Below are 12,425 nucleotides of genomic sequence, written 5' to 3'. Positions count from 1 at the left end.
CCATGAAAACATTATTCAAAATTTTTGCACTTGGTTTTGCGATACTCTTTGCCTGGGCGGCTTACTTACAAAACAATGACCCCGATTCTTTTTTGTGGTATCTCATTTATGGCTCTGCAGCTCTAGCGTGTATTTCATTTATCTTTCACAAACTGCATTTTGCTATCGCACTTGTTCTTGCAATTGTTTTTTTGATAGGTGCAATTTATAATTGGCCGGCTCAATTTGAAGGTGTTAGCATAGGCTCAGGAGAAATTGAAAATATAGAACGCGGCAGAGAATCTTTAGGTCTGCTTATAAACGCTGTGGTGATGGCTATTCTAGCCTGGCGTATCAATCTGCAGCGTAAACTTTAGTTTTCAAATAGCGGCTTGCGCACTCCTCCCGGTAAATAAAAATGAAGTTTTAGAGATTTAACACTCGCTTTACGGTTTCCCGTAAAGAACTCCCGTTTAACCTTAGTAATATTGATCATTCATTAGTATTAATGGATGAGGGGAATGCATTAGGCACATGTAAAAATGTGCCTTTTGCTATTTTAGGACTTTACGGTTTCCCGTAAAGAGAAACGGAATTTAACTTGTACTTTTAACATAGTTATAACGTTTCTCTCATCCTCTAAATTATGAATCCATTAATCTGTGTTTTGGTTTTTATTCTTGTATTAAGATCAATTATAGAAGGAAATTTAAAAAAATGGAATGCTGGCGGTGCGCTTCACGCATCTCTCATTGTAGAGTGGAAAGCTGCTTCAGAACACAACAAACTAGCAACTTGCTATGACTTACTCGCCCCAGATCATGGCGCTCTAACATTACTGGAACTTCGTGCTCTTTCTGAAGAATTAAAAATTCAAATTGATGAAGCAGTTGCAGACGATAAAAGTATGGACAATTACAAAGTGAAAGAAATTGCAGCGATGTGCCTCGTGTTAATGGAAAATTGAGACCTGTAAAATCTAAAAGCTTTGTTTATATTTTATTTCCTGAAGGTTTTAATATTAAATGTACTTTAGTTAAAACTAAACCAATGAAAAATAAAATTCTATTTGTCGTATGTCTTCTATTCGGGCTAATGTTTATCAATGCGGGACTCAACAAATTTTTAAATTACATGCCAATGCCAGAAGACATGCCGGAAGAAAGCATAAAACTTATGACGTTTTTTGCAGAAATAGGCTGGTTACTTCCCCTTACAGGTCTAGTTGAAGTTTTAGGTGGTATTCTTTTTATCATACCTAAATTTAGAGCATTGGGAGCTATTATCATTCTTCCGGTAATGATAGGAATCCTTCTTATAAATATTATCAACATTCCCTCTGGACTACCTATAGCCGCAGTTCTTTTTATAATTAATATTTGGGTTCTTTTTGAGAATCGTAAAAAGTATAAAGCTTTGATAGATTAGAAAAACCTATTTAGGTCTTATCACACTTCTATATGCACAAGACATTTTACATCTTGCCTTTGACTATGCATTTAAATTTTATTGCACAGGGAAGATGAAATAGAATCTAAACTGTACTAGTGGGGGTGCTTTTCTGCCTTTAAAACCGAGTTTTTAAGCTCTTTTATGCGTTTTTCTTTGTTAGGTTGTCTGTTCTTAATTGCAAACTGGGTATGATATGTATGTCGCTCAAGAAATTTAATCTGCACTTTATCCCACTCCAGTTTTGAATCTATCATAGATCTAAATTGTAATTCTTTAAAAAGCTGATCACTTATGGGGTAGAAATCTGATCTGCCTAAATAGTCAAGATCTGAATCACAAATTATTTTTTCCAGATGTGTAGCCGGCAACTGGGGTATACGAGTAGCCATTATTAAACCTTTCACTTTACAAATGTCTTGCTCACTAAAGTCAAACTCTTCCATCAAACTTATGGCTATGTTGCTGCTAACTTCTTCATGATCTACATATTTTTTTGTAAATCCTGTGTCATGAAAGAAAACCGCGATCCTCAATAATTTAGCATCTTCTGTATTGATATTTTCTCTCTTAATGTAATTATTGCTTGTGTTTAAAACATCTAAAGTATGCGTAAGACTATGATAATATAAACCTTTGGGCAGTTCTGAATTTAATATCTCGAGCGCTCTTTTTCTCAATTTGTAATATCCGTTCATTCCTTCTAATTCCAATTAAGCGTATAATTTTATTACCCATAAAATATTTGTGAGTACTATAAATAGAAAACTCAAGACAAAATACCTGATGGCGAGGTGAACACTTTTAAATTTTTGGTCTATAATCTTGCTCTCAGCATGTATTTGTTCACTTAACTGAACAAATAGCTCTTCTTCACGCTCGCATACTTCTAGAAGGCGTTTAGAATATTCTTTTGTATCTCCAAAGGCATAAACAGCATCTCTAAAGAAGAAAACATTGGGAGTATATTTTAATTCTATTTGCGGTCTAAAGCATTTAAAGCAATGAAAAATAGATAAAAGAACAGATAAAAACCAGAGTAAAGCGAGAACTATAAATGCATTAGTCTGTAAAAATATGGGTTTCAATTCTTCAAGATTATCTACAAAAAACCCTAAAATGAGGCCGTGAAAAGAAAAAACCACCCCTGCCTTAAATTCTGATGCTCGTATAAGTTTCTCCAGGCGCTCCAGTTGCTCCCAGTAATTATTAGAGTCTTGTATCATACATTTGGCTGTTATAGCGTTATTTTTAAACACTAAATTGTCCTAAGAACTTCATTTTAAATATACTATAAAAAATCGACGTATTTATTTTCCTTGGTATTTTCAATAATCAGAAGTTTTAAAATTGTTTTATTTCGCCAGAGATTTCCATCCTTAATCCATTTTACTTTAAAATCTAATTTTCAATAAAAGCTATTATTCTTGGCAGGTTCTGCTTATATTGAGTGATTAATTTAAGATATTCTCATTTTTGCATAAAATGATTGATTTTTTCAAATTGTATGAATAAATTATTGACACCTATTTTCAGCTTTAGAATTGCTTTCATTCTTTTATTGCTAACGGCAAGCCAATTATGCGCGCAGAATAATCCTTTTCCCGAATATCATTTTGAAGCGCTTAAGAATAACACTACCCAACGCGCCGTAGCCAGTATGTCTCAGGATCAACAAGGTTTTCTATGGATGGGAACTAATGGTCTGGGGCTTAATAAATACAACGGTATTGATTATACAACGTACCAGTTTCATGAGGCAGACAGCAGCAGTATTAGCAATTCACTCATTCATTTTACATACGTTGATAGCAAAAACAGATTATGGATAGGAACTGAAACCGGCCTTGATCTTTACAATAGAGATCAGGACAATTTTATTCATATTAATTTATTAGAGGAATCTGAAGATAGCAGTATTTCGGTTCAGGCAATTCTTGAAGATGATAAAGGAGATCTCTTAGTGGGTACTCATCAATACGGAATGTTTAGGGTAAACCCTGCAACATTAACTTCTGAAGCCATAAAAATAATTGGAATTCCTCAAATAAAAAACCTGCTTATAAACAGCATTGTAAGTTTTGATAATAAAATTCTGGCAGGAACAAGTTACGGTATTCTAGATCTTGATGAAGAAAAGAATATCGTTAAACCTCTGTTTTTTAAAACAGCAAGCGGGAAGGAAAAAATTGCTTTCGCTGTTAAAAGCATGGAGATAGACGGTAAAGGTAGTTTGTGGTTAGGCACAACTAACAGGGGTTTATACAAGATTGATCGCAATGAAAATGGAAGGTATAACATTCAGAACTTCCCTATTACTTCAAAAAGAATTTTGTCTCTTTTAAATACACCGCGAGAAACCATACTCTGCGGGACAGAAAATGACGGACTCTTTGAACTTAACAGAAATGGTAAGATTATTAATCATTACCTCAACAATAAAGCTGATGATAGTGGTATAAAATCTAATTCTATTTGGGATCTTTTTCTTGATAGTCAGCAGCGTATATGGGTGTGTTATTATAATAACGGCGTAGGCGTATATGATAAATTCTATGATAAATTTCGAGACATCGAGAGTAAGCCTAATTACCCTAATTCACTTCAATCAAGTTCAGTAACGGGCATACAGGAGGATGATGCCGGAAGATTATGGATAGGAATGGACGGCGGCGGTATTGACGTATTCAATCCTAAAAGCAACGAGTTTACGCATTTACTTGATCACGATAATAAAATCGCAACCGGGCTTAGTGCTGCAGATGTACAAACTCTTTTTAAGGATAGCGCAGGGAATTTGTGGGTTGGCACCTGGGATTATGGTATATTTTATTTGCAAAAAGGATCAACATCTTTTACAAACTATACAGTTGAGACAACTCATGGTGAAATGGCAACTGATCGTATTCTAAGCTTCTCTGAAGATTCTAATGGAACGATCTGGATTGGTACATTTTTGAGAGGAATTCATTCGTATAATCCTGAATTAAGTAAATTCATTTCGTACGACAAAGAACCTTTTTTAAGTGAAAAAATAAGCTATAGTGATGTTAAAAGAATCTATGTTGATAGCGAGGATAATATCTGGATAGGCGGCAACGCTGGGCTATTTAAATTAAAAGTGAAGCCTGACGAATATATTCTGGAAACGTTGTCATCTCGTTTTTATAGCGGAAATAGCAACAACAAATATTCAAGCCTTGTATTAGATATTTATGAGGACTCTGCTAAAAATATTTGGCTGGGAACAGATGGTGGCGGTCTATGCAAATATGATATGAATAATGATTCATTTACCTGGGTAGACTCCAGCAATGGATTTAATAAAGTGACTGTTGCTTCTATTATAGAAGATGAGTCTGGTGCAATCTGGTTAGCGGGTAATAATGGCTTGTCAAAAATTGATAAACAAGGCCAGGTAATACAGAATTTCTCTACAAATGACGGCTTATTAACCAATGACTTTAACACCAATTCTTCTTATAAAGACAATACCGGTAAGCTATATTTTGGCTCATATGAGGGAATAAATTATTTTGACCCAAAGAACATTTCGGTTAATGAAAACCCTCCTATTGTTTATCTTTCAGACTTAAAGATCTTCAATCAACCGGTTGAGCCGGCCGTAAAGAAGTCTCCGCTCAATAAAGTAGTTTCCCAAACGGAAAAGGTAACTTTTTCGCACGATCAATCTGTATTCACTATTGACTATGCATCAATAGATTTTACGCGTCCTGAAAAGATCAAGTTTGCTTATTATCTGGAAGGTTTTGAAAAAGACTGGAACTATGTACAAAATACAAGAAGCGCTACCTACACTAACCTTCCTGCCGGCAACTACACTTTTAAAGTAAAAGCAGCAAATAGCGACGGCATATGGAATGATAAAGCTGCCACACTTAATATTGAAATATTACGCCCATGGTGGTTTACAAATTTTGCCATTCTTTGCTATATCCTAACTATTGCATTAATAATCTATCTGGCTTTTAGATTTCTTGATGCACGCCTTCGTGCACGGCGAGCTATACAGCAGGAGCGTGAAAAACACCTTCAGGAAGAAGCTCTTAATGATAAGAAAATTCAGTTTTTTACTAACATCTCCCATGAGTTCCGCACTCCGCTTACTCTAATTTTAAGTCCGCTGGAAGATATTTTGAAGGAGAATTCACTACCTGAAAAAATAAAAGAAAAGCACCGCATAATTCACAAAAATACAACTCGGCTAAAACGCCTTATCGACGAGTTAATGGATTTTAGAAAACTTCAGTTCAATAAAATACCCTTAACTGTAACTTCTTTTAATATTAACCACCTCGTTGAAGATATAGTTGATCATTTTCAACAGGAAGCCGGGCAAAGAAATATAGTTCTGTCACTGGAAATAGATAAAACTCTGGAAAACATTTGGGCAGACAAAAGCAAGCTTGAAAAGGTGATTTTCAATATCCTCTCAAATGCATTTAAAAGCACTGCAAACAATGGTATAATCACTCTAACTGTAGGCGTTAAACAAGAGCATTCTTTTAAAATGATCAATACAAGGGTTGCTCAAGAAGCGCTTGAGATTAGTATTGAAGATACCGGCAAAGGTATTCCTCAGGAAGAGTTAAGTAAGATTTTTGACCGTTTTTACCAGATAAAGGAGCTTAACGAGCAATATTACAGCGGCACGGGTATAGGTCTTGAGGTTGTAAGAAGTTTTGTTGACCTGCACAAAGGTGAGATTGATGTAGAAAGCGAAATAGGAGTTGGCACAAAATTTAGAATTCTTATTCCATTAGGAAAAGAACATTACGAGCCATCAGAAATAGGTAATAGCTCAGAAACTACGATTAGAACTCTATCTGAAAACGATTCTGTTGAACAGAAAGCTCCTGAAGAGACTAAAAATCAAAAGCGAACTCTTCTGCTGGTTGAAGATAATATTGAGCTTAGATCGTATATAAAACAGGAACTAGAGAACCAATATAAGGTTATTGAAGCAGAAGACGGTGAGGAAGGTTTAAGACAGGCGGCTAAGTACATTCCGGATATAGTAATTACAGATGTAGTTATGCCAAAACTCAACGGGCATGAGTTCTGCTCATTATTAAAAAATGACCTAAGAACAAGTCATATTCCTGTGCTTATGCTCACTGCAAAGTCTATGGTAGATGATTGGGTTGAAGGTCTTAATGCAGGCGCAGACGCATATTTAAACAAGCCTTTTGAAATGAAAGTAATGCGATCACATTTAAAGCAGCTTATTACAAACAGAGACATCTTATTCTCTAAGTATATGGGTAGTTTTAAAAATTCTGAACTAGAACCCAGCACTTCTATTGATAAAGAATTCATTTCTGGTATCATTAGCTACGTACAGGAAAACATAAGTGAGACAGACCTCAATGTTGAAAAACTTGCTGACGAATTTAGTCTAAGCCGAAGTCAGTTATATCGTAAAATTAAAGCTTTGACAGGGTTGACGGCTAATGAGCTTATACGTAAAATTAGACTTGAGAGAGCTAAAGAATTAATTGAAGAGGGGCAAAACTCAATTAGCGAAATAAGCTACAATGTAGGATTCTCATCTCCTTCGTATTTCTCAAAGTGCTTTAAAGTACATTTTGGAATACTGCCAACTGATATTGGTAATGCATAAAAAAATCGGAGGGTTTCCCCTCCGATTTTCAATCTAACCTAACAACATTACATCTAATCTTGTAATTCTCCTGTGAAATCTGAACTTACATCATAACCTGCAAGTCCATCTGCCACACCTTTATAAGCATGCTTTCTTTCGTAATTAGCATCCCACACATTAGGTGATTCGTCTGGTAACCAGTATTCATGCTCTATTGCACTGTCTGATATATTCCAAAGTGTAATTCCGTATTGTTGTGCTGTAGGAATGTTTTCGCTATAACTATCTAGAACAAATTGATACATATCTGCCTGATCTGCTAATTGATCTGTAGTAGGTGAGGCAGTACCTAAGCGAACATCCAATTCAGATATTTTAACTAGTTTTCCTGTAGCTGCCAGTTTTTTAAACATTTCTACAATATTCTCTCTACTCGTATTTAAAGAAATATGCATTTGAGTACCTATACCATCTACTGTTGCTCCCTGACTTTCTATATACTGAGCATATTCTATCAACCCATCGCACTTAGCTAAACTGGATTCTAAATTATAATCATTAATAAATAATTTATCTGTTGCGTTACCATATTGTCTGGCTAAATTAAAAGCTGTTACAGCATAATCCTTACCCAGATATTTAACCCAGTAAAAATCATCTGTAGCTGGATCTGTAACATTACCATCGCGTAAAGACCCTCCTTCTTTCATAGGTTCATTAACAACGTCCCAGGCTGACACTTCAGTCTTATAATGGCTTACCATTTTAGAGATCCAGTCTTCCATAGCGGCACCGATAATTTCAGCTTTCTCTTCATCAGTTTTTTCAATTACAATGGGTGCAGAACCAGTTTGTACTTCGCCGGTTGTAAGAACCACGTCATCTATATAATATGTGGTTGCAGATTCGCCAAAGTCAAAAACAAATTTAGTACGGTTATCTGATGATGGTGTAATTGTTCTGACTACTTGTGACCAAGTGGTGCCTACTTCTATTCCTCCTGCATAATCGCCTGCATAGTCATCACTCTGAATTTCTACCTGCAATATAGACGGAGATGTAGCTTTAACATAAAAACTAAAAGTATACTCTGTTCCTTGTTCCATAGGCGCACTTAAAGTGTAAACTTGCTGTGCTTCATAACTCTGAGCGGCTGTGGGATTAGTTAATACCATAGCGTATCCAGTATCTCCGTAACCCTCACCTTCTGCAGAAATTGCTCGTGTGGAGCCATTTCCATATCCGTTCCATCCATCTAAATTACCACCTTCAAAATCTCCATTACCAATAACATTAGTAACAGAAGCTTCGGCATCAAGATCGACAACACTAATGTTATCAACATCTATCAAATATGTTACACCTGATAAATAACCCATATCGAAATTAAACATGAAAGTTGTAGCTCCGGCTACAAAATCAGCTGCATTAAGAGTAAATTTCACTTGTTGCCATTCTGACGAAGTTTCAAAAGCTTCAGTTTGTTCTCCGGTTCCATACCAATCAAACCAAGGGTACTGATTACTTAAATTAGCATCAAAAGAGATACGCCCTTTCCCAGGCTGATCTGATTTTATATAAAATGAAACTTCATATGAGTGCCCACTAACTATGGTGATATTTGGTGTTCCTAGTTGCAACTCCCATGGGTTAGATGTTCCGTCTGCAATCATCTGCACGGCTTTAGAATCACTTGATAAACCTTCACCATCAATGACTGAAATTGCAGTGTTCCATGAACCTGCCCATCCATCAAGGGTTCCTGCTTGTAGAGAAGATAAATCAAGAGAATTTGCTCCACTAGAACCAGGTATAACTGTTGGGGCGATCAATCCATTTAAATAGCTGGCATTTTGATTAGCATGCCATACAAGAGTGTGACCATAAACGTCTATGTCCGCCTCATTGGTCATAGCCATAAAGTTGTCTACGTTATTAAAATTTAATTCGCCCTGGGCATTAACCATAGCACCATGCTTCATAGCATAGCCAACAGTGACATCATCAAAATTTTCATTAACTATACTTCTATATGTTTCATCGTTCATATAGAGATCCAGAATTATTCCTGCACCTAAAACATAATCAGTATACGTATTAAGAGCATCATATCTTGTTATTTTCTCCTGTAGTTCCAGAGGCAACTCTGCTGTAGTTACTTTACTTTCTTCAGGCACATCCTGCCACTCCATTATATCATCTTCACAAGATGAAAAAACAACAAAAGAAAGCGCTAATATGAGTATTACTTTAGTGTATTTCATTTCTATTTTTTTTGTTCTGTATTTAAATACTATTGAAAAACCAATTATGTATTATATTTCTCAGTCAGGAAAATCACTAACTGCAGGAGTTTCTAATGATACTATTCTCCAGTTATCTGTGTAAACATTAACAGAAGTAGCAGACGATGGAAATTCTACCTCACTACTGTTTCTTTCAACATCACTAAGTTTTATATCAGAGTTTTCGAAGAAGATACCAAAGTTCTTATAGGTAGCAGATTCACGAAAAGCAAGCAGGTCTTCAAACGTATAGTCTCCTCCATCTTCATATCTGTAAAAATCTGTAAAAGGAATTGTTACGGTTGTCCAGCCTTCAGTTTGAAATGGTTCAATTTCACCGTCAACAATCCATGGTACGTAATTGTAAACACCGCCGGCCCATTCACCTCCATTAAAATTATTTATAAGAAGTATTTTTAAGAAACCGCTCCCCGCCCAAGCATCGGGCACGTAAACATCAAATTGAAAAGCAACCTGATCTAAAGGTGTTGATGCAGGAATAAATGGTGTAAACTGCGTTCTCCAGCTTTCGCTACCCGTTGTAAAAACTTCAGAAGCTCTGTTCTTGCCTGCCTCAAAAGTTTCGATGCGAGCAGGACGATGAGCAACATATGTGCCCTGTGATACATTTCCTTCTCCTATAGAAGCTGATTCTAATTCATCTTGACGGATGGTGTCTCCAAATTCACCTATGGCTCCCATTCCATCAAAGTTGAGAATCACCCCTTCTCTAAAATTGAAAAAAGCCGGAGAATAAGCACCTCCATTAGCAGTCTCTACATAAATAGATCCTCCGCTTTCAGAAACACCTTCTGGCATTGTGACTGTAAAGAACTCACCATCTTCTGTATCGTAAGTTATTCCATTGGTCACTTCAACATCGCCTGGAAAAACCACTTTACTAACCTCAATTAACCCTGTACCGTATACAGTAATCTCTTCACCTGGATTAGGAAGCGTATTAGAAATTTTATTTATAGTAGGCGCAGATGATCTAATCTCAAAAGAAATCATAGCTTCATTACTATCATTTACTAAACGTATCGTGTTGCGAACATCCTCCTCTGCCTCAATTGTAGGCGTATCTCCTGAAACTCTGACTAAAAGAGACGTATCTGATACATAAACAGGGTTAAAAGATGTTTGATAACCATTTATAAATATTCTTTTAAGCCCTATAAAACCTGAACCTTCTATACGCAGAAGCTGTCCTAAACGTGCAAAAGAGATTTCTCTGTCTGGTACCGTTGAGTTTACATCTTCAAGATATACTTTACTTATTGTAATAGGACCTCCTTCAGAATCATCACTGGAGCAACTCGTAAAGAACAATGCGACAAACATAACCCCCAGAAGGGACATGAATATCCATGGTTTTTTAGTTGAAATATTTTTCTTCATATTAATTAATTTTTTAATTGTATTTCTTTCTAAAATTTCAAACTTAAAATAAGTCGGTTATTCTCTCTTCTGTAAATTCGTAAGGAACAGGAGCGTCATTTAATAAAGGGTTCTGTACAACTTCAGACTCAGGATATGGCAAATAAAAAGTTCCTGCGTCTGCAACACCTACAGCTCTTGTATCGCTATCGCGAGTATCATCTAAAGAAACCTGATTAGCCTCTGCATCATAAGTAAAAGCAGGAATAACACCTCTGTCTTGTCCATTTATATAATTGATCACTTCTTGTTGTTTGTAATATGATCTTCTAACTAAATCGTACCAGTATTGTCCTTCCATACATAGTTCTACTCTCCGTTCATGAATAATATCTTCATAAGTAAGACTGGTTTTTTCATCAAGACCGGCTCTTGTACGTAATTCATTTACATACATTAAAGCTGTTGCATCACTTGTACTGGCACCATTACCCAAAGTTGCTTCAGCGTAGTTTAGGTAAACTTCAGCAAGACGCATCATATACGTATTTAAAGCTGAGTTCTGCCTTGAGATTTTAGCATTATCTTTCGTTGATCCCACAACTCCTTTTTTCACATTTACATACGTATTTTCGTGATCAACGGTATACCCGCCATTTGATCTGCTTATCTCAGGATAAAAATCTCCATCTGCCATCCAGGTTGCTTTACGTCGCTCATCATTTGATTCATATTCTAACAATACATCGTATGAGGCTCTTGTATAATATCCATAAGCAGCATCATCTCCTGTGATCTCAGATCCTAGTGCGAAAAATGCCTGATGTGGATTATTAACACCGTAGTCACCATTAGGCACCCATTGAAGAGCAAACATTGACTCTGAGTTGTTGTTATTGTCTACTTTGAATAATTCGGCATAATCTGCCATTAACGTGTAAGGCCCTTCAGAAATAACTTTATCTGCAGCCTTTTTAGCAAGATCTAGTAATGCCTGATCTCTCGTTCCGCTATTTGGATCATCACTTAAACCAGCATAAGAAAGATATAGTCTTGAAAGCATTCCATACGCACTATATTTAGTTACTCGTCCCGATTGAGCCGCTTGTTCAGGAAGATATTTTGCCGCGAATTCCATATCACGTATGGCAAACTCATATACATCGCTTCTCGGGTTTTTATTTACAATTGGGTTATTTACTAACTCTGAAGGATTAGTAGAAATGATAGCGTCTCCCCATAATGAAGCAAGATACCAGTAAGCTGTACCTCTCATAAATCTGGCTTCTGCTATATATTGCGTCTTACTTGTCTCATCTACGGCACTATTTGTAATACCAATTATTACATTATTAGATTGCTGAATAACATTATAAAAAGATCCCCAAGCTTCAACCAAAGGCCCTGTTAATCCAGTCTCAGCTAAATCACTGAATGGATAAACATAATCAGAAAAAGGTGCGTATAAATTATAAGAACGACCGTCTCCTAAACCAAAATAAAATTTATCATTAAAAGAAAACCAAACCCTGTTATAAAGAGGTGCTGTGGCAGCCTGAAAATCTGCTTCAGACTGGTAAAAATTCTCTTTTGTAATTTGATCTTCCGGTTCTATCTCAAGCTCATCTGTACAGCTATAAAAACTAGCGAATAACGTTACTATGAGCAAACTGTATATTATTTTCTTTGTCTTCATATTATTTTTT

The 12,425-nt window shown here is 36.0% G+C and carries 9 protein-coding genes; 4 read left to right on the top strand and 5 right to left on the bottom strand.

The genetic code is table 11. The features are described 5' to 3' along the window. Positions 1–2: 2 nt before the first annotated feature. The 3 genes from ACH3O9_RS07600 to ACH3O9_RS07590 all read left to right on the top strand — a co-directional run bounded on the left by ACH3O9_RS07600 (position 3) and on the right by ACH3O9_RS07590 (position 1,407). Entirely contained in the window at positions 3–356 is a 354-nt protein-coding gene (locus tag ACH3O9_RS07600; RefSeq protein ID WP_416445896.1) for a transmembrane 220 family protein, read from the top strand. 269 nt (positions 357–625) lie between these two features. After that, a complete protein-coding gene (locus tag ACH3O9_RS07595; RefSeq protein ID WP_416445894.1) occupies positions 626–946 on the top strand; it encodes a hypothetical protein in 321 nt (106 codons plus the stop codon). Positions 947–1,029: 83 nt separating this feature from the next. Then, the gene (locus tag ACH3O9_RS07590; protein WP_416445892.1) at positions 1,030–1,407 is read left to right on the top strand and encodes a MauE/DoxX family redox-associated membrane protein; all 378 of its coding nucleotides are present in this window, start codon (positions 1,030–1,032) and stop codon (positions 1,405–1,407) included. A gap of 116 nt (positions 1,408–1,523) precedes the next feature. On the opposite strand, the gene ACH3O9_RS07585 is transcribed toward ACH3O9_RS07590, so the two are convergent. Together ACH3O9_RS07585 and ACH3O9_RS07580 are read right to left on the bottom strand one after the other, a co-directional pair. Next, the gene (locus ACH3O9_RS07585; RefSeq protein ID WP_416445890.1) at positions 1,524–2,141 is read right to left on the bottom strand and encodes a hypothetical protein; all 618 of its coding nucleotides are present in this window, start codon (positions 2,139–2,141) and stop codon (positions 1,524–1,526) included. Next, the gene (locus ACH3O9_RS07580) at positions 2,142–2,654 is read right to left on the bottom strand and encodes a Pycsar system effector family protein (RefSeq protein WP_416445888.1); all 513 of its coding nucleotides are present in this window, start codon (positions 2,652–2,654) and stop codon (positions 2,142–2,144) included. A 281-nt stretch (positions 2,655–2,935) separates the two neighbouring features. Here ACH3O9_RS07580 and ACH3O9_RS07575 point away from each other — a divergent pair, with 281 nt between their 5' ends. After that, on the top strand, positions 2,936–7,072 hold the full coding sequence (locus ACH3O9_RS07575) for a two-component regulator propeller domain-containing protein (protein WP_416445886.1): 4,137 nt from the start codon (positions 2,936–2,938) through the stop codon (positions 7,070–7,072). Positions 7,073–7,125: 53 nt separating this feature from the next. On the opposite strand, the gene ACH3O9_RS07570 is transcribed toward ACH3O9_RS07575, so the two are convergent. Genes ACH3O9_RS07570 through ACH3O9_RS07560 form a run of 3 tightly spaced genes read right to left on the bottom strand, consistent with a single transcriptional unit; the run spans position 7,126 to position 12,415 of the window. Continuing rightward, positions 7,126–9,318 carry an endo-1,4-beta-xylanase gene (locus ACH3O9_RS07570; protein ID WP_416445884.1) on the bottom strand — a complete coding sequence of 731 codons (2,193 nt, stop codon included), beginning with the start codon at positions 9,316–9,318 and terminating at the stop codon, positions 7,126–7,128. A 60-nt stretch (positions 9,319–9,378) separates the two neighbouring features. Then, the gene (locus tag ACH3O9_RS07565) at positions 9,379–10,740 is read right to left on the bottom strand and encodes a glycan-binding surface protein (RefSeq protein WP_416445882.1); all 1,362 of its coding nucleotides are present in this window, start codon (positions 10,738–10,740) and stop codon (positions 9,379–9,381) included. A gap of 43 nt (positions 10,741–10,783) precedes the next feature. Beyond that, entirely contained in the window at positions 10,784–12,415 is a 1,632-nt protein-coding gene (locus ACH3O9_RS07560; protein ID WP_416445880.1) for a RagB/SusD family nutrient uptake outer membrane protein, read from the bottom strand. Positions 12,416–12,425: the final 10 nt, after the last annotated feature.

The sequence above is a fragment of the Leeuwenhoekiella sp. A16 genome, from assembly GCF_047946675.1.
Taxonomy (GTDB): domain Bacteria; phylum Bacteroidota; class Bacteroidia; order Flavobacteriales; family Flavobacteriaceae; genus Leeuwenhoekiella.
This window is presented reverse-complemented; position numbering and strand designations above follow the sequence as displayed.

Coding starts and splice junctions, on each gene's coding strand:
- ACH3O9_RS07600 (WP_416445896.1), top strand. CDS start 3: ATGAAAACATTATTCAAAATTTTTGCACTTGGTTTTGCGATACTCTTT.
- ACH3O9_RS07595 (WP_416445894.1), top strand. CDS start 626: ATGAATCCATTAATCTGTGTTTTGGTTTTTATTCTTGTATTAAGATCA.
- ACH3O9_RS07590 (WP_416445892.1), top strand. CDS start 1,030: ATGAAAAATAAAATTCTATTTGTCGTATGTCTTCTATTCGGGCTAATG.
- ACH3O9_RS07580 (WP_416445888.1), bottom strand. CDS start 2,654: ATGATACAAGACTCTAATAATTACTGGGAGCAACTGGAGCGCCTGGAG.
- ACH3O9_RS07575 (WP_416445886.1), top strand. CDS start 2,936: ATGAATAAATTATTGACACCTATTTTCAGCTTTAGAATTGCTTTCATT.
- ACH3O9_RS07570 (WP_416445884.1), bottom strand. CDS start 9,318: ATGAAATACACTAAAGTAATACTCATATTAGCGCTTTCTTTTGTTGTT.
- ACH3O9_RS07565 (WP_416445882.1), bottom strand. CDS start 10,740: ATGAAGAAAAATATTTCAACTAAAAAACCATGGATATTCATGTCCCTT.
- ACH3O9_RS07560 (WP_416445880.1), bottom strand. CDS start 12,415: ATGAAGACAAAGAAAATAATATACAGTTTGCTCATAGTAACGTTATTC.